This is a genomic window from Rhizobium sp. 05L419, from assembly GCF_056397845.1.
Window position 1 is genome coordinate 1 of the sequence record NZ_JBFTOF010000013.1, and the last position, 26375, is coordinate 26375.

General features: G+C 58.8%; 23 protein-coding genes and 5 pseudogenes. 14 read left to right on the top strand and 14 right to left on the bottom strand.

Going from position 1 to position 26375, the window contains the following annotated elements:
- Positions 1-38: 38 nt before the first annotated feature.
- Positions 39-554 (top strand): hypothetical protein, encoded by a 516-nt coding sequence (locus AC1DMK_RS17130; protein WP_477860776.1) that lies wholly within the window; start codon positions 39-41, stop codon positions 552-554.
- Between the two features lie 209 nt (positions 555-763).
- On the opposite strand, the gene AC1DMK_RS17135 is transcribed toward AC1DMK_RS17130, so the two are convergent.
- Together AC1DMK_RS17135 and AC1DMK_RS17140 are read right to left on the bottom strand one after the other, a co-directional pair.
- On the bottom strand, positions 764-2089 hold the full coding sequence (locus tag AC1DMK_RS17135; RefSeq protein WP_477860596.1) for a DUF2254 domain-containing protein: 1326 nt from the start codon (positions 2087-2089) through the stop codon (positions 764-766).
- 261 nt (positions 2090-2350) lie between these two features.
- Positions 2351-3250 carry a carbonic anhydrase gene (locus AC1DMK_RS17140; protein WP_477860598.1) on the bottom strand — a complete coding sequence of 300 codons (900 nt, stop codon included), beginning with the start codon at positions 3248-3250 and terminating at the stop codon, positions 2351-2353.
- 522 nt (positions 3251-3772) lie between these two features.
- Here AC1DMK_RS17140 and AC1DMK_RS17145 point away from each other — a divergent pair.
- Positions 3773-4084, top strand: coding sequence for a potassium channel family protein (locus AC1DMK_RS17145; RefSeq protein WP_477860600.1), 312 nt, complete (start codon positions 3773-3775; stop codon positions 4082-4084).
- Between the two features lie 395 nt (positions 4085-4479).
- Here the strand turns inward: AC1DMK_RS17145 and AC1DMK_RS17150 are convergent, their stop codons facing one another.
- The 3 genes and pseudogenes from AC1DMK_RS17150 to AC1DMK_RS17160 form a co-directional block, all read right to left on the bottom strand.
- Entirely contained in the window at positions 4480-5610 is a 1131-nt protein-coding gene (locus AC1DMK_RS17150) for a DUF2092 domain-containing protein (protein WP_477860778.1), read from the bottom strand.
- 386 nt (positions 5611-5996) lie between these two features.
- The gene (locus tag AC1DMK_RS17155) at positions 5997-6218 is read right to left on the bottom strand and encodes a hypothetical protein (protein WP_477860788.1); all 222 of its coding nucleotides are present in this window, start codon (positions 6216-6218) and stop codon (positions 5997-5999) included.
- A gap of 25 nt (positions 6219-6243) precedes the next feature.
- Positions 6244-6882: pseudogene (locus AC1DMK_RS17160) on the bottom strand (AI-2E family transporter); the annotation flags it as partial.
- Here AC1DMK_RS17160 and tnpA point away from each other — a divergent pair.
- The 3 genes and pseudogenes from tnpA to AC1DMK_RS17175 all read left to right on the top strand — a co-directional run.
- On the top strand, positions 6881-7297 hold the full coding sequence (tnpA, locus tag AC1DMK_RS17165; protein ID WP_477860602.1) for an IS66-like element accessory protein TnpA: 417 nt from the start codon (positions 6881-6883) through the stop codon (positions 7295-7297). The pseudogene AC1DMK_RS17160 and the gene tnpA sit on opposite strands and share 2 nt — an antisense overlap.
- Positions 7278-7631 carry an IS66 family insertion sequence element accessory protein TnpB gene (gene tnpB / locus AC1DMK_RS17170; protein ID WP_072382407.1) on the top strand — a complete coding sequence of 118 codons (354 nt, stop codon included), beginning with the start codon at positions 7278-7280 and terminating at the stop codon, positions 7629-7631. Before tnpA ends, tnpB begins: the two co-directional genes overlap by 20 nt.
- A gap of 53 nt (positions 7632-7684) precedes the next feature.
- Positions 7685-8418, top strand: a pseudogene (locus AC1DMK_RS17175) (IS66 family transposase); the annotation flags it as partial.
- An 805-nt stretch (positions 8419-9223) separates the two neighbouring features.
- Here the strand turns inward: AC1DMK_RS17175 and AC1DMK_RS17180 are convergent.
- Positions 9224-9652, bottom strand: coding sequence for a hypothetical protein (locus tag AC1DMK_RS17180; protein ID WP_477860604.1), 429 nt, complete (start codon positions 9650-9652; stop codon positions 9224-9226).
- 506 nt (positions 9653-10158) lie between these two features.
- A complete protein-coding gene (locus AC1DMK_RS17185) occupies positions 10159-10833 on the bottom strand; it encodes a SpoIIAA family protein (RefSeq protein ID WP_477860606.1) in 675 nt (224 codons plus the stop codon).
- Between the two features lie 671 nt (positions 10834-11504).
- Here AC1DMK_RS17185 and AC1DMK_RS17190 point away from each other — a divergent pair.
- Complete coding sequence (locus AC1DMK_RS17190) at positions 11505-11666, top strand: MarC family protein (RefSeq protein ID WP_477860608.1); 162 nt, start codon at positions 11505-11507, stop codon at positions 11664-11666.
- A 451-nt stretch (positions 11667-12117) separates the two neighbouring features.
- A pseudogene (locus AC1DMK_RS17195) lies at positions 12118-12383 on the top strand (DUF1178 family protein); the annotation flags it as partial.
- A gap of 2 nt (positions 12384-12385) precedes the next feature.
- On the opposite strand, the gene AC1DMK_RS17200 reads toward AC1DMK_RS17195, so the two are convergent.
- On the bottom strand, positions 12386-13141 hold the full coding sequence (locus AC1DMK_RS17200) for an SDR family NAD(P)-dependent oxidoreductase (protein ID WP_477860610.1): 756 nt from the start codon (positions 13139-13141) through the stop codon (positions 12386-12388).
- 219 nt (positions 13142-13360) lie between these two features.
- Here AC1DMK_RS17200 and AC1DMK_RS17205 point away from each other — a divergent pair.
- Positions 13361-13525: pseudogene (locus AC1DMK_RS17205) on the top strand (IS66 family transposase); the annotation flags it as partial.
- A 56-nt stretch (positions 13526-13581) separates the two neighbouring features.
- Here the strand turns inward: AC1DMK_RS17205 and AC1DMK_RS17210 are convergent.
- The gene (locus AC1DMK_RS17210) at positions 13582-14091 is read right to left on the bottom strand and encodes a hypothetical protein (protein ID WP_477860612.1); all 510 of its coding nucleotides are present in this window, start codon (positions 14089-14091) and stop codon (positions 13582-13584) included.
- Positions 14092-14370: 279 nt separating this feature from the next.
- Between AC1DMK_RS17210 and AC1DMK_RS17215 the strand changes: the two genes are divergently transcribed.
- Entirely contained in the window at positions 14371-14646 is a 276-nt protein-coding gene (locus AC1DMK_RS17215; protein ID WP_477860613.1) for a hypothetical protein, read from the top strand.
- Positions 14647-14932: 286 nt separating this feature from the next.
- Here AC1DMK_RS17215 and AC1DMK_RS17220 read toward each other — a convergent pair whose 3' ends face one another.
- The 4 genes and pseudogenes from AC1DMK_RS17220 to AC1DMK_RS17235 all read right to left on the bottom strand — a co-directional run bounded on the left by AC1DMK_RS17220 (position 14933) and on the right by AC1DMK_RS17235 (position 19400).
- On the bottom strand, positions 14933-16675 hold the full coding sequence (locus tag AC1DMK_RS17220) for an acetyl/propionyl/methylcrotonyl-CoA carboxylase subunit alpha (protein WP_477860615.1): 1743 nt from the start codon (positions 16673-16675) through the stop codon (positions 14933-14935).
- 16 nt (positions 16676-16691) lie between these two features.
- A complete protein-coding gene (locus AC1DMK_RS17225; RefSeq protein WP_477860617.1) occupies positions 16692-18281 on the bottom strand; it encodes a 5-oxoprolinase subunit B/C family protein in 1590 nt (529 codons plus the stop codon).
- A gap of 7 nt (positions 18282-18288) precedes the next feature.
- Positions 18289-18565, bottom strand: a pseudogene (locus AC1DMK_RS17230) (D-glutamate cyclase family protein); the annotation flags it as partial.
- A 67-nt stretch (positions 18566-18632) separates the two neighbouring features.
- On the bottom strand, positions 18633-19400 hold the full coding sequence (locus tag AC1DMK_RS17235) for a 5-oxoprolinase subunit PxpA (protein WP_037069928.1): 768 nt from the start codon (positions 19398-19400) through the stop codon (positions 18633-18635).
- A 494-nt stretch (positions 19401-19894) separates the two neighbouring features.
- On the opposite strand from AC1DMK_RS17235, the gene AC1DMK_RS17240 reads away from it, so the two are divergent.
- Positions 19895-21880: an adenylate/guanylate cyclase domain-containing protein gene (locus tag AC1DMK_RS17240; RefSeq protein WP_477860619.1), complete on the top strand. Its 1986-nt coding sequence runs from the start codon at positions 19895-19897 to the stop codon at positions 21878-21880.
- A 581-nt stretch (positions 21881-22461) separates the two neighbouring features.
- Here AC1DMK_RS17240 and AC1DMK_RS17245 read toward each other — a convergent pair.
- Positions 22462-23367, bottom strand: a complete 906-nt coding sequence (locus AC1DMK_RS17245; protein ID WP_477860621.1) for a cation diffusion facilitator family transporter — start codon at positions 23365-23367, stop codon at positions 22462-22464.
- A 303-nt stretch (positions 23368-23670) separates the two neighbouring features.
- Between AC1DMK_RS17245 and AC1DMK_RS17250 the strand changes: the two genes are divergently transcribed.
- From AC1DMK_RS17250 to AC1DMK_RS17265, 4 genes are all read left to right on the top strand, one after another.
- On the top strand, positions 23671-23886 hold the full coding sequence (locus tag AC1DMK_RS17250; RefSeq protein WP_477860623.1) for a hypothetical protein: 216 nt from the start codon (positions 23671-23673) through the stop codon (positions 23884-23886).
- On the top strand, positions 23868-23990 hold the full coding sequence (locus tag AC1DMK_RS17255; protein WP_477860625.1) for a hypothetical protein: 123 nt from the start codon (positions 23868-23870) through the stop codon (positions 23988-23990). Before AC1DMK_RS17250 ends, AC1DMK_RS17255 begins: the two co-directional genes overlap by 19 nt.
- 271 nt (positions 23991-24261) lie before the next feature.
- Entirely contained in the window at positions 24262-24519 is a 258-nt protein-coding gene (locus AC1DMK_RS17260) for a YMGG-like glycine zipper-containing protein (protein ID WP_037069927.1), read from the top strand.
- Positions 24520-24778: 259 nt separating this feature from the next.
- On the top strand, positions 24779-26326 hold the full coding sequence (locus AC1DMK_RS17265; protein WP_037069926.1) for an AbgT family transporter: 1548 nt from the start codon (positions 24779-24781) through the stop codon (positions 26324-26326).
- Positions 26327-26375 lie beyond the last annotated feature (49 nt).

Consider the following 26375-nt stretch of genomic DNA (forward strand, 5'->3'; position numbering starts at 1 on the left):
ATCCGCGGGTCAAACGGCGGCTGCCCGAGCCCGCTCACATAGCTGCCCGTGATCTCCTTGAGATCAAGGTTCTCACGCACCAGTTCAACGATGAACCGCGAGACATGGTCTTTCGGCACGAAGTCCTGCACGCTCGGCGGAAGAAGCAGCGTCTGATCGATATTCCAGGGGCGAAAAAATTCGCTCATGGCAAAAGATTGAATCAGACTCGCACACAATTGAACAGTGACTACTCGGACAGGCTCCTAGGTCATGTCATACCGGTTCCGGCTACCACTGGCCAAACCGGCGGTGATTTAGAAGAGCAGTATAGGTCCGCAAGCTGGCGCGTGATGCTGTCGGACGGAGAATACAACAATGTCGTGGCCTTCATCCGCAAACAGCAAGCGAATTCCCATTTCTGGCAAGCGTCGGTCGATAATTGCAACAACTGGGTAGGCGAGATTGCGCGCTACATGGGCTACAACACGCCGAGCATCTGGCTGAGGCCACAACAGTTCATTACAGAGCTTCGCCAGATGAACACTGGTACAATGGCTGCTACACCGGCTTGAAATGGCGGATAGCAGTGTATCATTCTTGTCGCCCCGGCTACGTTTCGCCGTGGCAGGAAATAGTGAGGGAGCACTGTTCAATTCGATCCATCGGGCAGCATCGGGCGTTACCGTTTCCGACATGGAACCGGCGACTTGGCTTCTCGCCCTGCCCGATACCTGCAGGGAGGACGACGTAACCTCTCGAGTTATTCCATCCTTCCACAATACTACGCCGAACCGCCTAGCCCTTGTGTGTCTGCGATGCGCGCAAGCGCTGCATCTTCTGGCAGGAGATAGACCTTGTCGATTGTCCGGTCGAGCAGGTCCCGCTCCAGCCGCAGTGCCGTCCTCCGGTATTCGGGGAGAGTCTCTTCAAGGTTGTCTAGCATCGCTCGCAGCCTTCGCGCGATCTGAAGGTTTTCCGCTCCATAAATCCGGATTTCACGGCATGTGAGCTGCACGAAGTCCTCCCAGTCTGGTACCGGCAACACGACGCGTAGACGTCCTTGGGCGTCACATACGTATTCATTCCCCAATTCACGGCGCCCGACGCTGCGTAGCAGCCGGTGCAACTGATCGATCGCCAGGACGGCGGTCGTCGGGTCGTTTATCGCCTTCGAGAGGGCCTTCGAGGCGATGTCGACGATGACCCTGAAAGCAAAGGTGGGATCCTGCTCGATGGTTCGCTCGCGCCCGAAGGCCACCGTGTCTCGAAGGTCATTGTCGGCGATTGCCGCGGCGCCACCGTACAGGCGAAATAGCGGTTGTCGCTCTGAAACAAAGTCACCGACGCGGGCAACAAGCTCGATGATGCCGTTCGCCTTCTGCGCTTGCGCCGTCAGGGCCTTTACGTCGATTGCAAGAATGATGGCCGAGGAGTCGGGATGGGCGACGATGCGATCCGGCGTGCCATGTGTCGGCTTCGGTTGGCGCGGCGCCGGGACCTCCACCGCCAGGCGATTGGGGTAGACCAGATTGAGGACCTCGAAGCCTTGCTCGGCGACGCGATAGATGATGCTAACCGGCCTGAGCAGGCGAGCGGAGTAGTCGATGAAATAAAGGAAGGCCGCAAGGGACAGCACGCCAAGAATCCCTGAAAGCCACACGATAAACGGCGGCGCGGAAGCGTTCACGCGACTTATCGCGGCGATAGCAAAAAGCAGCGTGAAGATGAACAACCCCACCGTGAAGCGGATAACGTTATCGCGCAGCAGTGTGGTCGCTATGATCCGGGGCGTAAGCTGACCGCTTGCGATCTGGATGGCGACAAGCAGCGAGCCAAATGTGAAGACGATGAAGGAAAGGGCGAGGCTGATGATGGCCTGCATCGCGGCGAGAGTTCCCTCTGTGCCGAGTGGCCAAAGCGGGACCCACCGCGTCCACTCCTCGAGCGCAAGAGCGGTGCGAAAAAACAGCTGCTGGAGGACGAGCGCGAAGAAAGGTACGATCCACAGGGATGATCGCATGTAACTCTTGAGCGCGTACAGCTTGTTCCAGCGCATTTGGTCCAGTCCCCTTCGCTCGATCCAATCGAGCACTTCGATGCCGGCCATCATTCCCCTTGCAAAAGAGGGGGGCGTCAAAATGACGCCTGAGCGTTCGTCGTCTGCCTGGTCACGGAACAGCGGTTTCTAAGCTGCGGATCAGCCCCTCATCCGCTTGGGATCCACGAACGTGAAGCACAGGTTCCACTTCATCCGTTTCAAGAGCAATACAGCCATTTGGTGAACCGCTGGGCGGCAGGCCGCCGACCACCATAGAAACTCGCAGGTCATAGGCATCGCGGCGGCTCCAGTGATGTACCGGCCCCAGGTTCAAGTGGTGTCGAGCAATGCTCGTATTCGAGGGGAGGATACCAACAGATCGCATATGGCGACGAATTCATTCGCGTCCCACGGTGCCGGCGCAAGGCCGAACCAGTCCGATCCTTCGCGCCGTGGCGACCACACTAACCGCTGCTGCAGAAGATAAACGCCGTACACGACGCCTATTTCGCTGCGGCCAGCCAAGTTGAGGCCCGGCCGCATGCCATGCGCGGTAAGCGCGGCGTTTAACGCGATCGCCACCTCGATCAGCGTGGCCCGATACCCCGACCTTCGAACGACCTCCGCCCCATGGACCCGCTCCAGCCAGGTCGCGCCAAGCTGGATGACGACCAGAGTGCGGTCCACGATGTGCCGCAAATCCTTCTGCGACATGATCTCCATATATCTAGCGGGCTCCAGATGGACGTCGACCGCCGCTGAAACGGCGCCGCATTTGCTGTGGCCGAGAACGACAATGGTCCGCAGGCTTGCCAGATGGTCAACCGCATAGCTCAGACTGCCCATGACGTCATCGCCCAAACCATTGCCGGCAGTCCTGACGACAAAGAGGTCGTTGGGGCCTTCGGAAAAAATCAACTCGACCGGAACGCGGGCATCGGCGCAGCCGACAATCGCTGCGAACGGTTGTTGCTTGGGTGTCGCGCTGCGGCCAGGCAGGAGGCCGACATCATACGGATCGATATCGATACTTAGCCTTGCAGGTTTCGATGCGGCAACCTGATCAAGGAGTTCGGCGAAGGCGCGATTTCCGGCCTCGAGTCTCGAACGGGCGGCGGCCGGGTCGGACGGCAATGGCTTGCGCTCGCCGTCAAACGCAAATCGGTAGGTCACCTCGGCCAGGCAGGCAGGATCTTCCATCGGAAGGCCTTCAGGGAGCTTCTTCGCCATGCGGACATCTCCTCCAACAGCGATCGGCCACGGTGCTGATGCACGGCCGAACGAACCCGCCTCAGTTTAGCAAAATTGCACGTTCCGTGTACCGGATCGTCGAGGGCGGTATGGAAAAGACCGACGCGAGGATCCTACATGATCAACTCTCGGTGGGCCGACCGACTATATCGGCACGATTATGTTTTGTGCGGCCGCTACAGCTCGGCTTAGTCCCGTGTGCGGATGTTGCCACTGCGTCTGATGCTAAGGGCCGACCAATGAACTTGCAACGACCTCAAACGCTGAATTTTTGCGAGCATTCTCATAAGGGCGATGCTATTTTGGTTGCTTCTAAACTCCAATGCCTCCTCAGATACCGAGTACCGAGTACCGAGCGGGCTGCGTGCCGCGCCCGGCATGGCCGCCGGACACGGCCGAGACGTTTTCGGTCTCGCCATTCACGGCTCTCCTGACAGCCTAATCGAAGAAAGGTGGCAAGTCGTGTCAGCAGAAACAAGTAACGGGACCCGCTCAAAGCAAATGAGGCGCCTCTTCTTCACCGCTCTTGTCGAACAGCTTGGCGTGGTCTGGCCAATCCTGTCAGGGGTCGTCACGGTCATGCTCGGATGTGGCGTCGCAATCTGGCGCATAGAGGATTGGCGGATCGATGAGGCCCTCTACTTCACCTTCGTGACGGGACTTACCATCGGCTACGGCGATTTCACCCCCAAACATCCTTCTGCGCGGCTGCTTGCATTGGTGATCGGTTTCTCTGGGATCATCCTAACCGGCTTGGTAGCGGCGGTTACCGTCAAGGCTCTGAACGCAACTGATCACGACAGCGCGGAGTAACAGACACGGCAATGTCGGGTCACCGAGCGACAACGAAGATTTCGACAAGACGCCTTCGTCCAAGTTGACGGCACGGCCGACAGCTTACGACCGCACCCTAAGGCAGGTCGCGATCGACCGCACCGGCGGCCCAGCGCGAAACGGGCTGCTTCTATCGCTTTATGCCCACAGCCTGCGTGCGACTACCTAGCAATTATAGGCACCGGAAGCACAGCGCCGGGTCGTCCGGCGAGCGACGCCGGCCACGCTGACCGGTGTGAGCGGCCGTCCTACCCTCGCCTCAGCCGGGGAGACGAAGCTCGGAATCCAAACAAATGACTGCTGCGGTACCAAATCACCGATGCAGAGCATGGCTGCCAAAATGAGAGCCGTGATTGCGGCGCGTTTATATGCGATCATTTTCCTTCTCCCACCACAAAATTCTCCGGCAGGTCGCCGAGCTTGCCCTTGAGGTCGTTGACATCGAGCTTTTCAGCGCCTGTTGTGTTGTTAAAGGTAAAATCGCCCAGCTTGACGTCACTGCCTGACTTCCAGTCTCTGATCTGGACGCTGTATTCCGGGCCGCCTTTCACCTGCGTGGAAGAAATGACCAGGCGGCACGGGTAGGGTTGCGCTCCTTGGGCGACCCAAATCTGGAAGTCCACATCATCCTTCCGGAAGGCAAGGGAATCGCACTCGGTGCCATTGATGACGCCGCTTCCAAGGTCTTTCGAATCGTAGACCCCCTTCATCAGTTCGTCATATGCATTGGTCATCAGCAGGTCAGCCGCCGGTAGAGGCAATCCAAACTTATCCTTCAACTCGTCGATCAGATGATCGACCGTGCCGGGCGTCTCGACTTGTGTGTACTTGTTCACATCCTTTCCCAGGAGCGTGAGCGTTTTCCCGTCGAATACCGCTTCCGTATCTACAAACCCTCCGGAGCGGGTCGTGCGCACCTTGTCGGGTCGGCTAAGGGTCACATTGCCTGAACTGGCCAGCCCCAGTTTCTGATCACTGTTCGTGACAACCTGAAGATTGGCATCATAGGCGAACGACAGTGCCGTCTGTGCCGCCAAATAGTCCGACATGGCTTTAAGGAGCTTCTTGGCTTCCGGCGAGTCGGTCAGTCGAACGAGCTCAACGCGACGATTGAGCGCTTTTCCTTCACTAGTTTCATTACTTGCTATCGGCCGGTCCTCACCAACGCCTGCCTCGCTCAACCGATTGGCTTCGATTCCTCGCTCAACCAAGGCGGCCTTGATCGCGGTGGCGCGCTGCAGGGACAGGTCTCTATTGCTCTCAGGGCTGCCGCTTGCGTCGGTATGGCCCACAATTCTCAAGCCCCAGTCGGGAAAGTTCTTCAATGTGGTCGCTATGTCGTCGATAAGCGTTTCCCCGCCATGCCGCAACGTTGGTTTGCCGCTGTCGAAACGCAAACCATAGACATCGTAATGATCTCTGGTTTGCAGCGCCTGCTGCATCGATTCCTTGCTGTACTGCCGAGGGGCATCCATACTCTGGGACCACGACGGCGCGCTTGCCATGACAGAAATAGCCGTCGTGACGATTAACCGTCGCGCGGAATTCCGCCAGATTGACGTAACGTCTGCATGTTGTTGTCGGGCCTTGAAGTACCCGATCCCTGAAATAATATCTGCTGGTGTGCTCAACATGGTAATAATCCTTCTATCTTGGTGAGGATCAGGTTGAGAAATAGATTTACACTTTAGGGTATATACGAGAAATCACACAAAATTGTAACATATACGTAGTTAGGAAGGAACTCTGTTTATTTTCATCTAAATTATATGGCATTATTAACTCGACGTTGCATCGCCTAAGTTAGGCCTCGCCGCCGGCGGCGGTCTTCCAAGATCCTGCATAACCGCGGATCCGAAGCATATCGCATCCGCCCGCACCCACGTGGGGCTCAGCGAGCGACATCTGGCTGAACTGGGTGTTCGGTCTCTTTCGATGTCGGCGCTTCTTCCATCCAGGCATCCAGCAAGGAGTAGGCGGTCGCAAGAATAACAGGACCGAGGAAGATGCCGAGAATGCCGAATGCCACCAGCCCGCCGATAACGCCCGCCAAAATGAGCAGCAGCGGCAGGTCCGCGCCTTTTTTTGATAAGGAACGGTCGCAGGATTCCATCCAGCGCCATTGCCAATACGGTGAAGGCGAGCAAAACTGTGCCCCTGAGCGTCTCGCCGGTGTAATAGAGCCAGATCACTGCCGGCACCAGGACAAGTGCTGGGCCGATCTGCACGAGGCAGAGCATGAACATCAGCGCAGTTAGCATTCCAGCATAGGGCATGCCTGCCGCCAACAGGCCAATGCCACCCAGCGCACTTTGTGCAACGGCGGTCACAGTGACGCCGAGCGCGACACCGCGGATTGCCTTTCCGGCCAAAACGATCGCCATTTCACCTCGGTCACCACCGAGGCGATGGCCAAAGCGGATGGCCGCGGCCGCTGCCTTCTCCCCGCCGGAGTACATAACGGCGGCGATCGCAGTGGTCAGTACGAAATGCAACAGCATGCCTCCAACGCTGCCGGCGGCGGTGGCGAACCATCGCGCCGTCGATCCAGCATAGGGAGCGAGCCTCGACCCGAGTTCGGAAACGTTGGAGGCCGAAAATCGAATCCAGGCATCGGTGATGCGCGCGCCGATAAGAGGAATGCGAGCAAGCCAGTCAGGAGGCGGTGGCAGGTGCATTGAAAAGATGGAATGGTAAGCGCGAATTTCTGCGCACCCTCTGAAGCGCAGTGCTCTCAGGCATGAAGTGTCCACCAAAATAGGTGGACACCAAATCATGGAAGAAGATGAGCAAAGACTGCGGGTGCGGCTTGTGGGTAGTGACGGACGACGTCGATATGACCCAGCTTCGGTAGATCGTCTTGTTGCAGCCTGCCTTGAGCCGGGGGTCTCGGTATCGCGGCTTGCGCTTGAACATGGCGTTAATGTCAATCTCCTGCGGAAATGGATACAGAAGGCCAAGCAGGTCAGTCCTGCCCCTGCGGCTTTGGCGTTCGTTCCGGTTCAGGTCGGCCCCGATCAGAGCCTGCCGGTGCAGCGCAGCAGCTTGGATAAAAGCATCAAGAGGCTGTCTTGTGCGGCCAAGCTGAGCGCTTCACTGCCGAACTGGGTGAGCGTGACGGTGGAATGCAGTGATGTCGATGGGTTGACAGCAATAATAGGAGCGCTGGGTCATGTTCAGACTAGGCGCTGATCTCAAGGTTTACCTGCATCGCGAACCGATCGACTTTCGGGCCGGCATCAACAGCCTTGCGGTCCTGGTCCAGGAGACGATGGCGCTCGATCCCTTTGCGCCTGCGGTTTTTGCTTTCTGCAATCGCCGGCGTGACCGGATGAAGCTCCTGTTTTTTGATCGGTCCGGTTTTGTGATGGTCCTGAAGCGGTTGACCGAGGACAAGTTCCGATGGCCCCGCCGCGAGGTGCCGGTGGTCATGCTGACGACAGAGCAACTGCACTGGATCCTCGATGGCATCGATATCGATGCGATGATCCGCCATCCGGTGCGGCAATATCAGATCGCCGGCTGAGGATGGCCAATTGAGCTGTTGACGCGCAGAAGCGGTTCAGATTCAAAACTACGATGACTCGAACCGGCGATCCCAGTGTTGCAGAGCTGATGGCGCAGTTGGCGGCCAATGCTGCCGAAATCGCTGCGCTCAAAGCCGAGAAGGAAGCGCTCTCGCAGCGGGTCGTCAAGCTGGAAGAAGAGCTGGCACTGGCAAGGCTCCATCGCTTTGCCCCCCGCAGTGAGAAGCACATTGATCGTCTCTTCAACGAGGCCGAAGAGGCTGCGGTCGAGGATGACAGCGAGGAAGGCGATGTTGTCGAGCTTCCGGACACCGGCCTGCCAGCGGTAGAAGGTCAAACGGGAAAGAAGCGTGGACGCAGACCTCTGCCGGAAGACCTGCCACGCGAGCGTGTCGAATATGACCTCCCCGACGATCAGAAGTCTTGTCCCTGCTGCCAGGGTGAGATGCATCGCATGGGCGAGGCTGTTACCGAACAGCTCCATATCGAGGTAAAGGCAAAGGTCCTACAGAATGGGCGGTTCAAGTACGCTTGCCGCCATTGCGACCGCACCGGGATCAACACGCCCGTCGTTATCGCACCGATGCCGACGCAGCCCCTGCCAGGCAGCATTGCTACCGCCTCGACGTTAGCCTTCGCGCTCGTCCACAAATACGTCGACGGCACACTGGTGTTCCGATCAGCCGCGGCGCTCTCGCTCACTGGGTGATCGGCTCAAGCGAGAAGCACCTGCACCGCATCTATGATGCGCTGAAACTGCGGTTGCGATCGCAGCCTCTCATTCATGAGACCTTCGACTTTCTGGGATTCACACACTGCTGCGGCAGGCGGCGCAATGATGGAGGCTTCAAGATTGTCCGTCTGACGATCAAGAAGCGCATGCGCGCGACGCTGGCGGCCATTCGGGAAACGCTAATGCGACGACGCCATGAACCGGTGGCAGTAGTAGGCCGGTGGCTAAGGCAAGTGTTACAGGGGTATTTGAACTACCATGCGGTTCCCGGCAATCTACGAAGACTGGGTGGGTTCCGCTGGGAAGTTGGTCGCGCTTGGCGACGCGCTTTGATGCGTCGAAGCCAACGACACCGCCTGTCTTGGGAGCGTTTCCAGAGACTGCTTCGCAAATACCTGCCATCATGCCGGCTGGTGCATCCGCATCCAGATGCTCGGTTCACTGTCAAAACACCCGATAGGAGCCGTATGCGGTAGTTCCGCACGTACGGATCTGGCCGGGGGGCGATGGGCAACCATCGTCCCTACCGGGACCGCTTCACCATTTTGGAGGCGTAAACGACGAAATACTAAACAAACCGCACCGCCTTGCCGGTCGAACGGATTGGGAAGCGCGCACCATGTCGTCAAGCGCGAGATCGCCTCCGGCGGCGACAGCGGTTGATCTGGCGGGTGTGCTGCAAGGTTGGCAAAGCCTCGCGTCCAGCACAACCCTCAGCCTGGCACTGCGCGCAACAAAACCCGATTGAATAAGCATCAGCCACAGACCGCGCTCTGCGCCGGCTTCGCTGCCGCAGAGCGCGAGGTGAATGAAGCGTCCCGCGTTAGGCTTGCTCGACTGCTACGCAAACCGCTAGCATCACCGTGCGTCCTGACAGGCCCTCAGCGCCTTGAAGGCGGCATCGGTGCCTTTCAGGCTAACGACGACTGGGGTGCCTCCTTGGGGCGTGATCGTCACTGCCTTCTTTTTGGCGAGGCCGTAGATAAAATCAGTATTGTTGACCCACACGAACGCTCCCCTGAAACCGTCCATCACCTGGCCCTTGGCTTCGCCTTTGAACTGCTGACCATCGACATCAAAAAGGACGGGAAGTATTTCACCGGAGGCGACGTTGGCGTCAGCCTTTGTATAGAGCGCCATGTAGCCGCGCAGCTTGCCCGTTGCATCGATGCCCATCTGAATCTGTGTGCCGTCTGGATTTGCTTTGGTGATGAGACATCCCGGGCCCATATCGTTCTTGATGATAATATCCCACCCGGCTTCCGAACCGTATTTCGCCTGGGCCATCGCTCCAGGCGCAACAGGCACGGAACAAAGCAGGGCAATTCCGACTACAATCGCACTTCTCATAGCTATCTCTCCTTCTGATCTTCAGGGAAATAAAAAGCCAATCGCCGGTCCGATATGCAGCGTTCCATATCGTAAGTCAGAAAAATTGCTTCTTCATGGGCCCGCTGGCAAGACGGAAACATGCAACTATGGCTTTATGGTGGAACTTTAGAATGCGTCCGAGTTGTCGCCGGATTTTTCGAATGCTACGACTTGATGTGTGTCACAAGGGATGATGGGCGACCGTCTCCGAAAAGAGTTCAGCCGCCGGCCCGCCGGCACGTGGCTCCGGGCGGGATGCGGTTTCCCTAACCGTGCTGGCGGAACAATTAAAGGGTCGACGCCAGCCGTCCCCGGTTGCCTGTTCGGTCCCGGCTGGCGTCTTGCCACGAGCTTCGATTGCTCGACGCTCATGAACAGACTAGGCACCCAACTCTGGGTGCCGAAAGAGGCCCCGCGATCTTTCAACAGCTATTTGGAACTGGAGCGTCATCAACTCCTTTCTCAAGCCATCCGAGCGCTTTTTCCGTTTCCTCGAACGCGAAGACGCGGATTGTCGGATGCACAAAATAGCCGGCGAGCCGTGGAACGATCCTCATAAATCTGCTCTCTGTCACCACGGCAACGCGTTCAATCGATCGATGGTAACTAGCGATGAATTTCAGGTGGGCTGTGATCGCCTCGAACGTCTCCCAACCGGGGAACGATCGCGTCTTGATCAACAATCCCGTCAACTTGCCCATGGAGGCCACCGCGCGTTCAAACTCATTTGCGATTGTCTGAAAATCTCCCCGCTCGAGCGGACCCTGAGGCGCAATAAGGAGGATTTTTTTATCCCTCACGGTGTCAACGCTTATCATCGTCCGCCCTCCATCTCTCCAGGTCTCATAGGTTCGATCCCAGGTTCGACGTACGTCTCGCGCTGCGCGCGGGCGTAAAATCTCTTGCAGAATGTCAGCCTCGATCTCACCACATATCTTTTCGTACTCCTCGATCCGAATAGCAACGCGCCGATGCGCGCTGTGGCGGAACCTGTCCAAAGCGGAACATGCGATGCCATAGGATTCGAAGACTTCATCAAAAAACGATCCACCCGAAATCTGCTGTATTTGCGATCGCACAGCGGGAAGTTTCAGCATCAGCCTGGTTCGACCAAGCCGCGCCGCTCTTCGGTTTTCTTCCGTTCTCCTGGTATGGCGCCCCATCGTGCGCTCCCCCCCATTTGCCTGAGGATGTCAGGAAGCCGCGCGCGCGCGAAGTATGTTACGGTAGGCACTATAGTGCGGCACCGATCCATTGCCTCTCAAGCGTGTCGCAAGGCGGCACGAGGCGGCACAAGGATCTTAGGAACCTCGAACGCTTTCTGAATTTTACGGAACTTTACGCTCTCATTTACCATTACGTACTTCCTCGCAGACACGGTTCGTGCGTTGCTGCTGGCTTATTAAGCTGCTGGTCATCACGCCGCGGAAGGTCGAGCCAATCCTCGAAAGCGTTTAGTTTCGAATGCCGGCCCGCGGGCGTGACGTAACCTTCGACAATGATCCGCCTGTGCGAATAGAAGTGGCTCGCGTAAGACTCGAGCTGGAACGCTATTATCTTGTGGCCGGCACATCGGACCCGGTTATCATCACTATCCCGAAGGGCCGCTACGTTCCCCGGTGAAATCAATGAACTTGAGCAACTGGCCGGACTTAGCGAGAAAGCGATGGTCGATGTTCGCGAACCTGTGTCAGGGTGGCAGCTTCTCAACGAATGAAGTCGCAAGGAACTGGATTCATCGGCAGGTGATATCTTTCGGGGCAACCTGTTGGATCAAGCCTTCTATCCCCTGACGCTGCCACTGACTACAGGGCCAGGGTCGATCGCAATTGTCATCAGCATCGGACTTTCGGAGGCGACTATCACCGGCCCAGCCGACAGGATCATATTCTTCTTGGCGAGCCTGCTCGCCATTGCTGTCCTTGCCTGACGATCCTGGTCTGCTTCACCTATGCAGATCGCGTTCAAAAGCTTCTCGGCCGAGGCGGAACCGACATAGCAGTGCGACTATCTCCATTCATTCTCTTCTGTCTTGGTTTGGAAATCCTCTGGTCGGGCGCGAATGACCTATTGAGATCTGTCCTCTCCGCGGTCCCCTCACAATCGCTTCCGGTACCTTAAAAAAGTCGCAAGGCGCGCCAGACGTTTAACAAGGACCTCAAGGAAATCTACGTCGCGCCGTCGAACACCTGTTGTTGTCGGTCATCCGCGGAAGATGATTGGGCGGATCAGCATTTCAGACAAGGGGGTTGAACGCCATTGTGCTGGCCAGGCTATCCACAATCGCACCAGCTTTTCATCGGTCGACCGCCGCCTGCAGACGGCAAGAAAGAACTTTAGAGAGCGGCTCTTCGGCCAGCCGCCATGAGCATAATGCATGGCCGAAAACAGCGCGTGCCCAACGAGAGGATCGTCGGTTTGATGCTGCTGAAGATGTGGACGGTCGCCGCGAAGCCTTCCTGGTTTCCACCATAAAGGCCAATTCCGAGGATGTCGGTACACGTTTTCCGGAAGAGGCACGCAAGATCCACTACGGCGAGGCGGACGCCCCGCGGCATCATGGACGACGCTGGATGAGGCGCGGGCCTTGCTGGAAGAGGGTATCGAGATCGCCGCGCTGCCAGTTCTTCCGGATAACGTGAACTAATCCTAGTGGGCGCTATAGGCTCCATCGACCAGATGGCAGCTTCCAGCGATAAAGCTGGCCTGTTCTGATAACAGGAAACACACGAGGGCGGATACCTCTTCGGGCGTCCCGCGTCGGCCCATCGGCTGCAGCGCCATCATCCGCCGCGTGGTCGCTATCTCTGAATGTTCGGAGAGAAGCGGCGTTTCGATCCAGCCGGGGGCGACAGCGTTGACCCTGATACCCAATCGCGCATATTCCATTGCCGCGACCTTCGTCAGCCCGACGATTGCGTGCTTGGCAGCCGTGTAGGCCGGTGCCGTCGGCAATCCAACGGATCCGAGAACGGAAGACATGTTGACGATGGCCCCTCCGCCCTGTCCGAGCATGGCGGCGATCTCGTATTTCATGCAGTAGAAGACACCGTTCAGATTGACGTTGATCAATTTCATCCAATTGTCGAGCGGGTAATCGGCGGTTGGCCTCCGTACACCGTCGACCCCTGCATTGTTGACTGCCAGGTGCAGCCCGCCACATTCCTGGACGGCGAACTCGACCAGCTTTTCCACGGCTGCAGCGTCGCTGACATCGACGACGAAGTCGCGGGCCTTGCCTCCCAGCGAACGAATCTCGGTTGCAACGGCATGCGCTGCTTCGGCATCGACGTCGGCGACAACAACCTCGGCCCCTTCACCCCCAAGTTGCCGCGATATGGCTGCGCCTATTCCGGAGCCGCCGCCCGTTACAATCGCGACTTTCCCTTCGAAGTCGAACTTCATTTTTATCTTGCTCCCCCATTGCGACACAATCGAGCAGAGGTCGACGCATACTGCAACAAATTTCATTCGTAGCCAGCGACGCGAGGCACCGTGCGTGACACCAGACCATCCACTGGCTGAGCAGCTCCATGGTTTCAAGCTTCCAACGGGATGTCGGAGACTTCTCAGCCGGTCTGAGGAAGGCGGTCCTTAAGTATCTTTCCGTATGATCTCGCCGTCCGAAAGAGGATGCGTCTCGACCGCTCCACGGTGGCCGATTGGGTTCGTAGGCAGCGTTCGAACTGCGTCCGGTCTTCGATGTCCTGATTGCCCACCTAAAGCGCTCTGAAACTCGTGCCCCCGGAGCTTGATCCCGGCTCCCTTGAAACCAAAACGGTATACATTTAGGCGCTGGCCCGCGATGATTGATCTGGGATGCAAGAGGGCGTTTTTTGATAAAATCAATTCGGGATCGGGGAATTGCGTCCGGCTTTCCTACGCCGCGCCGTCAGCGCGATATTCACAAATCGATTGATCTCGTCATATACACGCCATGGTCGGCCATCCCGCGGAGATATTTCGAACGATTGTGTCGGAGCAGTATTCGGAGCTGTCGGATAATCTGTCTGATTTGCGAAACTCTTGTTAGAGGTGTTTTCTCTAAGAGCAATCTTCATAGGCACAGTTTGAATTGATGGCTTGGCAAGCGCCATAGACCCACGGACCTCCATCCCCAGAACGGCAAGAGAAGCGACCTTGGTAAACTCGTGGCTCAGGGCAACATCTACGACTTCCTCTATCAAATGCGTCGGAGTGCGCTCTGAAATCTCCGCGCTGATGACGCTGATTTTTCTATCTGGCCATATCCACAGTGCTTTCACCACGCCATGAACGCCTCCGCCGGCCATGAAGATCCCGCTGAGGCCAAGGTTTTGGACAACGAGCTCCCTCGTCATCTTGTATGCGGTCAAATCGTCCTCAAGGGTCTTCGCCGTTGGCAGAAGCTCGAAGTTGGCTTGTGTTTCGCGCAGATAGTTGGTGAAGCCGGCTGCGTATTCCCTCTGCCACAGATACTTTTTTGATCCGATTAAGGCTGGTGCTGCGGGCTTTCGCGAGGATGGAGATTGACAGTGACATACATATTGAGAGCTTGAGATATTTTGCCGGCCGAGCGCGACGCGATCCTCATCGGTCGCTCTTGGTCGAACGTGGCAGGCGTTCCGTGCCCCGTGTTGATCGACGGAATGTGCGTGAAAGATCTGCGTGGTATCGCGCCCACCGTCTCCGCATTGATGGACATCGAAGGCGACTGGCTCCCGAATGACGTCTCGGAATTGCCGGATCTCGGAGCGCTCGATGACTATCTTGGCAACAGCCCGGCGGGACGGCTCCCAGCGCCGTGGGATCTTCAGGCGGTGAAAGCTGCGGGAGTGACATTCGTCGACAGCCTGCTGGAGCGCGTGATCGAAGAGCGTGTGAAGGGCTCGGCTCGAACCTTACTCGTCTGGCTTTACCGGCGTCAATAATTCTCAGCAAATCGTTTAACGCGGACCCGCGTGACGCGCCAACCATACTACCAGGGAATTCGGACAGAGATCGGACCGGATCAAAGAATTTTTCATAATAAGGCTTGCCGCGCAGTGGTACGTGCACATCAGCGGTTCAGCCAAATCAAGTCGAGGCCCTACGGTTCGATTTCGTTCGAGAGCGGGGATTCTACAAGCCTCCATGCCATCAGGCCCCCGCAACCAAAYCACAATCCAAACTCGATAAAACAGCCCGCAGGGWTTTCCCCTCGCGGGCTATTTGCGTTTAGTCGCCGGGATGCACCTCCTTGAGGGCCAGCACGAGATCGCCCGCTTGCAGGCAATCGCCTTCTTTTGCGAGGATGAAAACCGTACCGGCCTTCGGGGCTTTGATCTGCGCTTCCATTTTCATCGCTTCCATCACGGCTAGCAGGTCGCCTTCGGAAACAACGTCGCCATTCTTGACCTTGAGAGACTGCAAGGTGCCCGCAATCGGTGCTGCAACGTCGTCTCCTGCCTTCGCGGCGATTTCTGGCGGGGTCGAGATGTCCTGTTTAAGCGAGCCAAAACCCGCCAGCAGCACCTTCGGCAAACCAATCGATACGCGCTTGCCATCGAGTTCCAGATAGGTGCGGACGACGGAGGGGTCTTCGATGGGATCAGGACGCGCCATGGCGTCCGGCATGGCCGCAAAGTCGGTTTCGATCCAGCGGGTGTGGACCTTGAAGCCCTCCGCGCCGATGAAATCGTCCGCTTCCATCACGGCGCGGTGAAACGGCAAAACCGTCGCCACGCCTTCTATGCGAAATTCCTGCAGCGCCCGGCGGGCACGACGCAGAACCTCCTCTCGATTTGCGCCGGTGACGATGAGCTTTGCCATCAACGAGTCGAACACACCGGGCACAGCGGAGCCGGCGACGACGCCGCTATCGAGACGGATGCCCGGCCCTGACGGCGGATCGAAAACCGTGATCGTGCCCGGCGTCGGCAAGAAGCCGCGACCTGGATCTTCGGCATTGATCCGGAATTCCATGGAATGGCAGCAGGGTTCTGGCGATTCGAGAATGCGAAGCGGCAAGCCTTCAGCGATACGGAACTGTTCGATCACGAGATCGATGCCCGTCGTTTCTTCGGTCACCGGGTGTTCGACCTGGAGGCGTGTGTTGACCTCCAGAAAGGAAATGGTGCCGTCAATGCCAAGCAGGAATTCCACCGTGCCCGCACCGGAATAGCCCGCCGCCGCGCAGATCGCCTTGGCTGCTTTGTGGATCGTGCGGCGCTGTTGCGGCGAAAGGAACGGCGCGGGCGCTTCCTCGATCAGCTTCTGGTTCCTGCGCTGAAGAGAGCAGTCGCGCGTTCCGAGAACCAGCACGTTGCCGTGCTTGTCGGCCAGAACCTGCGCTTCGATATGGCGCGGCCGATCGAGGAAACGTTCAAGGAAACACTCGCCGCGCCCGAAGGCAGCGGTCGCCTCACGGACGGCGGATTCGTAAAGATCGGCGATCTCTTCCATGTTCCAGGCGACTTTGAGGCCGCGTCCGCCGCCGCCATGCGCTGCCTTGATGGCGACCGGCAAGCCGTGCTGCTCGGCAAATGCCCAAACTTCCGCCGCGGTCGAAACCGGTCCATCTGTACCCGCTACAAGCGGCGCACCGACACTTTGAGCGATATGGCGTGCCTCCACCTTGTTGCCCAGCGCCTCTATTACCTGCGGATCGGGGCCGATCCAGGTCAGTCCAGCATCGAGAACGGCGCTTGCAAACTCAGCACGCTCGGACAGAAAGCCGTAGCCGGGGTGCACAGCATCGGCACCGCAACGCCTGGCGATACCGATCAGCCTGGCCATGTCGAGATAGGTGTCAGCCGGGCGGATGCCCTCCAGCGCGTAGGCTTCGTCAGCCATCCGGACGAACAGCGCATCCTGATCGGGATCGGCATAGACGGCGACCGACTTCAGTCCGTAATCGCGGCACGCGCGAATGATACGGACCGCGATCTCGCCACGATTGGCAATCAGCACTTTCTTCATCGCTGTCTTCCTCGCGTTATGTATTTTTGGCCGGGGCGATTTCGGCAAATGACCTGATTGGGCGGAATCTTATCTTGGCCGTCACCGGAATCTGCCCGGCCAGATCAAGATGATAATCGGCGACCGCACCGATAACCGGATAGCCGCCGGTCAGGGGGTGATCTGCGAGAAACAGAACTGGCTGGCCGCTGTGCGGGATCTGGATCGCTCCGGTCACCGTGCCTTCGCTGGGCAGCTCCGCATTGCCCTTGCGTTCGACCGGCACGTCGCCGGAAAGGCGGATGCCGACGCGGCTCGACTGCGGTGTGACCTGCCAGAGCTGGCCGGTAAGCGTATCGAGGCCCTCCTGCGTGAACCAGTCGGTGCGTGGGCCGAGCACGACGTCAAGCGTGACGATATCGCCCGCCTGCGGTAGGTCGAATGCCGGGATTTCATCAATAGAGACGCTTGCGAGGCTCGTCTTGTCGTCCTTCAGGGATAGGATGCTATCCGTCGTTACGGCTTGCGGGCCGACGGCCGCCAGCGTATCGGTGGAGGCGCTGCCGAGAACGGGATCGACTTTGAACCCACCGCGGACTGCGAGGTAGCAGCGCATGCCCCTTTCGGGATGGCCGAAGGTGACGGTATCGCCCGGTTCGATGGAGATGGGGGCGTAGGGGTGCGCCTCGAACGTGTATTGCGCCGACTTCACGGTGATCGTGCAGGCCGCTCCGGCAACACCGATCACGGCGCGGGCGGTGCTTTCGAACGAAAAGCCGCCGAGCGTCAGTTCCAGACAGGGTGTATTCGCGGGATTGCCGACAATGCGGCTTGCCGCATTGAATGCAGTGCGGTCCAGCGCACCAGAAGCGGACACGCCCTGTCCGGTCTGGCCAAACCGGCCGAGATCCTGAAAGACGGCAGGCATCGGTGCTGCAAGAATCCTGAAGTGGGGATCATCGTGCTTTGGCGTAGCCTTGGATGAAGACGCGGGAATGCTGACGGTTGTCCCGGCATCATGCATATCAATGAAACGCACGCGGTAGCCGGGCTGGAACAGTGCCGCTGGATCCCGGTCGATCTCCCACATCTTCACCGGCGTGGTGCCGATGATCTGCCAGCCACCGGGGCTGCTTTGCGGATAGACACCGCTGAAAACGCCTGCGAGCGCAACCGAACCAGCCGGAATGCGGGTTCGCGGGGTCCGCCGCCTCGGTACATGCAAGGCGGGATCGCCGCCCACCAAATAACCGAAGCCCGGCGCAAAGCCGCAGAAGGCGACCGTAAATTCGCTGTCCGTATGGCGGCGGATGACGTTCTCGATGCTCAGGCCCGTCAGTTCCGCTACATCGGCCAGGTCTTCGCCGTCGTAGCTCACCGGTATCTCGACCAAATGCCCCGAGGCCGCGACCTTGGCGGAGACGTCGCGGGTGGCAAGCATGTCGGCCAGTCGTTCAGAGCTTATTTTTGCCGGCTGAAAACGGATCATCAACGTTCGGGCTGCCGGAACCTCTTCTTCGATACCATCGATGGGATCTGCCTGGAGCGACGCAAACAGCGCCAGCGTTTCATCGAGATCGGCAAGCTCGACAAGGATAGTGGTGAGGTTGACAGGAAGGAAGCGCATCAGGGTCTCACGCGTGATAGAAATCGGGGATGCCGGCAATGACCATGTGCCCAGGGGGCAAGCGTCGTGGCAAAGGGGACGTCGGATGCCATGACCGCGGCCCGAGGGGTTACCCCGCAGGCCCGGAAGAGGGAAATTTCGCCGGGTCCGATGCGCACCGCATCGCCGAAATCGGATCTGGACGGATCGATGATTCCGATATGTGCGAGTGGGGCCTTTACTGCCGGGAACCGCCCGGGAACGGCGGCTGCGCGCGACCAGAGCCGCGCGACAGGCCGTGCGCGGGCCTTGCGGGCTGCCTGTGCATCCGCGTGGTTCAGAAAAGAGAGCGCAATCGTCATGGTTCTGGCCCTAGCGCCCGGTGGTGAAGGAACGGATGGCAATCCCTTCCGTTTCGAAACGTCGACGGATTTCCTGCGCGATGGCGACAGCGTCGGGGCTGTCGCCATGAACGCAGATGGAGTGCGCCTCTATCTTGATCACGCTGCCGTCGATAGCTTCCAAAGTGTTGTGACGGGCGAGTTGGATCATTCGCTCGGCGATGGTTGCGGCGTCGTGCAGGACTGCGCCCGCTTCCCGGCGGGAAACGAGTTGGCCTTGAGGGGTGTAGGCGCGGTCGGCGAAAGCTTCGGCGACGACTGCGAGACCAGCCTTGCGCGCAAGATCGAGAATGGGTGCGCCGGCCAGACCCATCAAAACCAGCGAGGGATCGACGGCCTTGATTCCATCGATCACGGCCTGTCCCTGTTTGCTATCGTTGGCGATACGGTTGTAAAGCGCGCCGTGAGGCTTGACATAACGAACCAGTGTTCCGGCCGCCGATGCGATACCCTTCAGCGCGCCGATCTGATAGATGACGTCCGCAATCAGTTCGTCGCTGGCGACATCCAGATCGCGGCGGCCGAAGCCGACGCGGTCTGGATAGGACACATGGGCGCCGATTGCGACACCTTTCTCGGCAGCAGCTTTGACCGTGCGGTAGATGCTGGCCGGGTCGCCAGCATGAAAGCCACAGGCAATGTTGGCGCTGGAAACGACTGCTAGCATCGCGGTATCGTCTCCCATGCTCCACGCGCCATAGCTTTCTCCGAGATCGCTATTCAGATCGATGCTGGCCATGTCGTTGTCTCCTATTAACACTGTGCATCAGGTCGGCTCGTTTGGAGCGGCGGACGGGCATAGTCTGCAATAGGTAGTTTAGAAGAAGTGATCCATCGAAATAAACCTCTTTGAAGTAGCCCTGGTCCACTGAGAGGACAAGCCGTCAGGACGGAAGAGCGGTGCACACCGGCTGCGACCTTCCGGTTTAGCCCGATGGAGCAGTGCTGGACGCGCCCGCCCGTCTCCGGCAGTATCGCGACGGCGCGAAACATCGCCGGACGTTCCTGGTCGGCGGATGGACGCGGCCGATCCGCTTTCCCCTGGCGGCAGCCGGCCATTTGCCGGCATCGCCTCGGTTCATGGGGTGTGCAACCAGAGCTGTATCATGTTTTGCCGTGTCGCAATTTTTCGTTGAAACTGGCGTGATTGCCGAATCATAAACAGTCGCCGCGATATCCTGGTGGGGCGAATGGCTTTGGATGGATTCGCACAAGCTGCGGTGGATGAAGTCGATGGCAACGAACGGGGAGCAGAGCAGTGGGAGTTCCGGCGCGGCGGACGACCGCCAGCGAACGAGGGCGCCGTCGTCGCCTTGGGTAAGACCCCTGAGGTTGCATCTCAGTGTCGTCATCGTGACGTTGCTCGTTTGCATATCCGCGCCCCTGATGTGGCTCACCTATACGAAAGGGCGGGAGGCTGCCATCACAGCGGGCGAAGACCTGATGCGCCAGCTCGGACTTCGTGCAATCGATCGCTATCGGAACGTCTTCGGAGACGGGTATTCCGCCGTTGCCACGGCATCGGTGCTTGCACCATTGCTGACGCCGCCGCCAGCCGATCTCGCTGCGAAGCAGGAGTTTCTCGTCAGGGTTCTGCAGAATTCGGCCTATATCGACGGGATTTATGTGGGCTATCCCGATGGGGCGTTCGTTCAAGCGGTCAATGTCGAGCGCAATTCCAGATGGCATGACGTGCTCCGGACGCCGAGCGGAACGATCTTCGCCCTGCGGACCATTCAAAAGAGCGGCGATGAAGCCCTGTCCAGCTGGCGCTTCCTCAATCGGGACGGCGTTTCGGTGCTGGAACGATCAGACGGAAAGGTCGCGTTCGATCCGCGTGCGCGCCCCTGGTACAGCGCCGCGATGTCGGCCGGTGGACAGGTTTCTGTCGGACCTTACGTCAGCGCGACAACGAGGTCGCTTAGTCTGACGCTCTCCATGCCGATGGCAAAGGGCAACGGCGTGGTCGTCGGTGTCGACGTGCTACTGGAAGCGATCAGCCGGCTTCTCGATCGAGAGGCGATATCGCTGCATGCGCGCGGTTATGTGTTCGACGACGAAGACCGGCTCATTGTCCACTCCGAACCGGAGATCATGGCCGACATCCTGGATACTCTGTCCTACAATCCGACGGGTCGCGCGCAGACAACGGGCACCGATGATCCGGCGGTCGAGCCTATCAAGGCTCTCCTGGCGAGCAGCGTCAGCCAACGCGGCGGTGCAGTTCAATTCATGGTCGGATCCGAACCTTATCTTGCTCAAATCTCACCCGTGGAGTTCTCGGGACTGTTGAAGGGCAATGTCGTCGTGCTCGCCGCTCCCCTGGACGATTTCGTCGGGCCGAGCGGTCGCCTGCTGAACAAGACACTGTGGATTGCCGGCATTCTTGTCCTCGTCGGGATTGCTGCTGCGCTGGTTGTCGCGCGACTTATCAGTAACGCGTTGTTTTCGCTTGCGAACGAGGCGCGGCAGATCGGCAGCCTTGAACTTGACGGCAATCTTGCGACGCATTCGTGGATTGCCGAGATCAACGTTCTGGCAAACGCCCTGGAGTCGGCGCGCGACGCCATTCACAATTTTGCTCTCTACGTGCCGCGCGAACTCGTGCGCAGGATCGTCAACTCGGGCAAGCAGGCTGTCGGAACGGCCTCGCGCCAGGACGTGACGCTGCTTTTCACCGACATTCGCGACTTCACGACGATTTCAGAACAGCATTCGCCTGAAGAGGTGGTCGACATGCTGTCGCTCTATTTTCAGTTGATGAACGAGATCGTCGAACGCCACAACGGCGTCATCATCCAATATCTGGGAGACTCGATCTTCGGCATGTGGAACGCGCCGCTTGCCGATCCCAACCACGTGGAAAACGGCTGTCGCTGTGCTCTCGCTCTCAAGGCTGCGATCGACGATTGGAACGCGGCCAACCGGGCGGCGGGCCGCGCCGAACTGGTGACGCGCTTCGGGTTGCACACGGGCGCTGCGGTCGTCGGCAGCGTTGGCGCCCAGTCACGCCGCCAGTACACGGCAATGGGCGACACCGTCAACGTCGCCTCGCGTCTGGAGGGTATGAACAAGCAGTTTGGAACATCGATCCTTGTCAGCCGCGCGGTTGAAGACAGCGCCCGCGGGATGTTTCACTTTCGCGCCCTGGGGCTTGCGGAGGCGAAGGGGCGCCTCGAGCAGATCGAGATATTCGAGCTTGTCGGCAACAAGGCCTGACGGAAAGCGCTTCGACGCCACCTCCTTGCGCATCTGCCCGCCCGAGTTGAGCGGCACCTTCGGCGGTGGTCCCCTGCTTCTAGACCTGAAGGGACTTACCCGGATCCTCGACATGTGCCTCGACTTCCATCCTTTCGAAGCGAGATAGCATCGTCGGCCGTCATCGCAGTGACGACGGCGATATCCCGTCGCTCCAGTTGTGAAATCAGCGAGCGGATCGCACGCCCGGCGGCGCTCTCTGTGGCGATTTCGTCGTCTACCACCAATGCCGTCATACCCAGATGGCGGTTTCCACCTGAATGTCTCGCGGGCTCTCCCTCTGCAAGCAATGCGCGCTCTTCGTGTGCGGATGCAATCTCCTGGAAGTCTCGCTGGTACGCAGAAATTCGTCGGCCAATACAGTCGCAGAGCAAGGAAAACCGTATCTCAGCTCCATGGACCATTTCCTCCACGTTGCAGGCCCCAGGCTCCAATCGGTGCGCGTGCATGCGGCGAAGCGCAAGTACGTCACTTAAAAAGGGGCGTAAATCTACGCGCGAATCCCGGCTCGACGGGGCGTTTGCCGTAGCGTGCTCTACTTCCTAGTCAGCCCATTTGACGTCGCCTGTGAAGGCAATGGTGAGCCAGCGGTCCGGCCCGGCATCGCCGATCTCATCGCCTATTTCCGCTCGAATGGAATCAAGCCGATCGACCGTGCCGATTTCCATCGTTCTCGGTACGATCAGATAAATTTCGATCATTCGCGAGCGTCCGACCTTTGCGACATAAGATCGGTAGCCAGCAAAGCCGTGCCGGGCGACCGCATTTTCAGCCGCCGTTCGCGCCAGCCGGTCCAGGTCTCGCGGTGCGACGAGAAGGATATCCTTGAATGCCTCGAAGACCGTTTTGATCGGGACCGGCAACAGGCAGAGTGTGAGGACGCAAAGGATAGCCGGGTCGATATACGGCACCCACATCCCATAATCCGTCTTTTCCAGGATTGCGCCCACGATGAACGCGGCGAGAAGTGCTGTGTTGATCAGACCGGACATGGCCCAGCCCTTCATGTCGAGCGTGAGAAAGTCTGAGCGTATTGTGCGGTTGCTGCGGCGAACGTAGAGAAACATGCCCAGGCAGATCGCCGAGACCAGTACCGTGTAGGCCACCGCCCAGTCGAAGACGAGATGTCGCCCTCCCGAAAGGAAGGAGGACGCCGCGTTCACGAGCGCATAGAAGGAGAGCAGTGTCAGCAGCCCGCCATTGAGGACGAGGACCATCGGCTCCGTATGCCAGTATCCCATCTGAAATCGCGCACTGTTTTCGCGGGCAATAAGTCGCGTAACGTTGAGCGCAAGCAACGTCATTGCCGCGTCGACGAGGGAAAAGACTCCGTCGAATACGATCGACATCGAGTCCGACAGTAGTCCCAGCAAAATTGCGGAGCCACCGACAAACATCGTCGTGGCGATGGATCGTTTGAGGATTGTCTGCTCGATGGGGGTCCTCATGGGCACATGAACTCCTTTCGAGCGTCATTATCTCCAAGCGACGGAAAAAATCGATAGCGGGGTTTCGCAACCAACTGGCTGCGAACGGACGCGGGGAAGGCCAGGATTGACTGGCCACCCTGCTTCAGACGTACCGCCTTGGAACGAAAAATGTTAGCCCTAGGTCCAACTATACTTCGGCCGAACAGCCAAGGAGAATGCCGCGAGCGCCACCGTCGTCGCCTCCGCAAGGCTGTCGCGCGAGCCGTGCAAAGGGTATGGTGCCGGCAACTCAGTTTCGATCGAAATGGGGGGATTTGCGAAATGCCTCGAATTCACGAATTGCACCTGGCAACGGGCCTCGCGTTGTTGCTGACCTTCACCGGGCTTTCGTTGGCTCCCGACCTCATCACCGTGGCCCGCGCGCAGGAAGCCGCGGCTGCAGATCCCGCCGGAGCCGACTGCGGCGAGATAACCGGGATGTTCCTGCCATCATCATTACTGGAGGCGATGAACCAAAGATGCGCGAGCGCTGCCTGAAGGCCGGCGTGGCGGCCTATCTGATCAAGCCTGTCGATCGGCTCTGCGGCAATACGGTCTTTATCGAAGTAGGCTTGCCGACGCCGGCGTGCTTTGCGTTCTGACCAGCCGCCGGTCTGGCGCCAGAAATCCGGGCCAGTAGAGAGTACGCCGAGTATCTGCCGTTTGCTTGCCAACAAGCTGAATTTTCGAGCGGATTCTCACCGCTTGGACTCCCGCTGATCTGCTGCTCGACGAGCAGATTTGAACTTAGAGCTTGGTTTCTGGATTCTATGCCGATCACAGACAGTCTTGCGCGACACTATACTTGAGAGGATGGCGCATGGCTTCCGTTGCCACCTTTGAGCCTGTTGAGTGTCACGTAAGGGGAGAGTGATGAAGAAGTTGCTGCTATTTTCGTTGGCTGGTCTGGCGCTGGCAAGTTGCACGCCGACACAGCAGGGCGCCGGCATCGGCGCTGCGACCGGTGCGGTCGTCGGCGGCGCCATTACGAACGATGTCCGTGGTGCGGCCGTCGGCGCGGCGATCGGTGGCGTTTCGGGCGCTGTCATCGGCAATGTGGCCGGACGGCCCGGGCAATGCTACTATCAAGATCGCAATGGCCGGCGCTATGTTGCAGCTTGCCCACGCTGACGGATGACCGACACACAGTCGTGGTCGGTGCCAACAGGCCAATGAGATGCAGATTCCTCCGCGTGAGCATCGTCGGTGCTCCCGCCATGGTCGGCAGTGCAGACGCTTTCAAATTTCAAACATCCATTGATGAGAGCGGCTGATCGGGATTTGGGGTTAAGCCGATCCGTCACTCTCCACTTTAATGCTAGCGAGCCCGCCTGAACCCCAATTCCAGCGCCCTTTGGGGCGCGATCCTTTGGCTCAACGGAGGCAAGATATGGCCACTGCCAATGCCGCATCAAAGACCACGATGCAGAGATTCCTCGACGGCGTCGAGAAGGTGGGAAACATGGTTCCCCATCCTGTGGTCATCTTCCTGATTCTGATCGGCATTGTCATCGTCTTGTCGGCGGTACTCGGCGCTTTTGGAGCGGCTGTCAGCTATGAACGTATCAATCCGGATACACATGAGATCGAGCAGGCGTCGACGGCCATCCGCAGCCTGCTCAATGTCGAAGGCATCCGCTTCCTATACTCCTCACTCATTCCCAACTTCATGAGCTTTACCGCCGTTGGGTTGATGATCGCGGCCATGATCGGCGCGGGCGTCGCAGAGGAGTCCGGCCTGGTCACGGCGCTGATCCGCAAGCTCGTCATTGTCTCGCCGAGCTGGGCGCTGACCTACATCCTTGCCTTTGTCGGTATCCTTGCAAGCATCGCTGCCGATGCCGGCTATCTTGTGCTGATTCCGCTTGCCGGCGTCGCCTATCTGGCTGTCGGGCGGCATCCGCTTGCGGGTCTCGCGTTGGGCTTCGCCGCGGTGGCGGGCGCCTTCACCGTCAACATGCTCATCAAACCGCTCGATGCCGTGCTCGTCGAATTCACCAATGATGCGGCGCATCTCGTCGATCCCGCACGGTCGATCGGCCTTGCGTCGAACGTCTGGTTTTCCATCGCCTCGGTGCTGTTCCTGACAGTCGTGGTTGCCTTGATCACCGATCGGATCATTGCGCCGCGGCTCGGCGCGTACAATCCGGAAAACGCCGAAGGCGGAATTCAGAATCAAGGAGCGACGCTTTCCGAGCAGGAATCGCGCGGTTTGAAGTATGCGCTCTACGGGCTCATCGGCCTGCTGGTCGTCTTCCTCCTCTTGACGGTCCCAAGCGGCGCGCCGCTGCGCAATCCTGATACCGGAGAACTGATCGGCAACTCGCCGTTCATGAATGGCCTGATCGCGCTCATCATGCTGATCTTCCTGGTGACCGGGTGGGCCTTTGGCGTTGGCGCCGGCACGCTGAAGACGCTCGCGGAAGTGATCGCTGCGATCGAAAAGTCGATCAAGAACATGGGTGGCACGATCTTCCTGTTCTTCGTGCTCAGCCAGTTCGTCGCCTATTTCACCTACACCAATATCGGCACCGTCATGGCGCTGAGCCTTTCCGGCGTCCTTCAGGCCGCCAATATCGGCGCGCTTCCGCTGCTGATCGGCTTCATCGTCGTGGTCGCGATCATCGACCTCTTGCTGACGGGCGCGATTGCGAAATGGGCGATTTTCGCACCGGTCTTCGTGCCGCTCCTGATGAAGCTCGGTGTCGAGCCTGAATCCGTGTTGGCCGCCTATCGCGTCGGGGATTCGCCGATGAACGCGATCACTCCGCTCAATGCCTATTTCGCGCTCGTGGTGGGCTTCGCCCAGAAGTACGACAAGAATGCAGGGGTCGGCACGATCGTCTCTCTGATGCTTCCCTATGTCGTGCTGATGTTCGTGCTGTGGACCGGACTCTTTGCGGTCTGGAAGGCGCTGGGTCTGCCGTGGGGCCTGTGAGGGTCGACGCGCAAGCCTGAACGAAACAACGTGCAATTAATCGGATGGA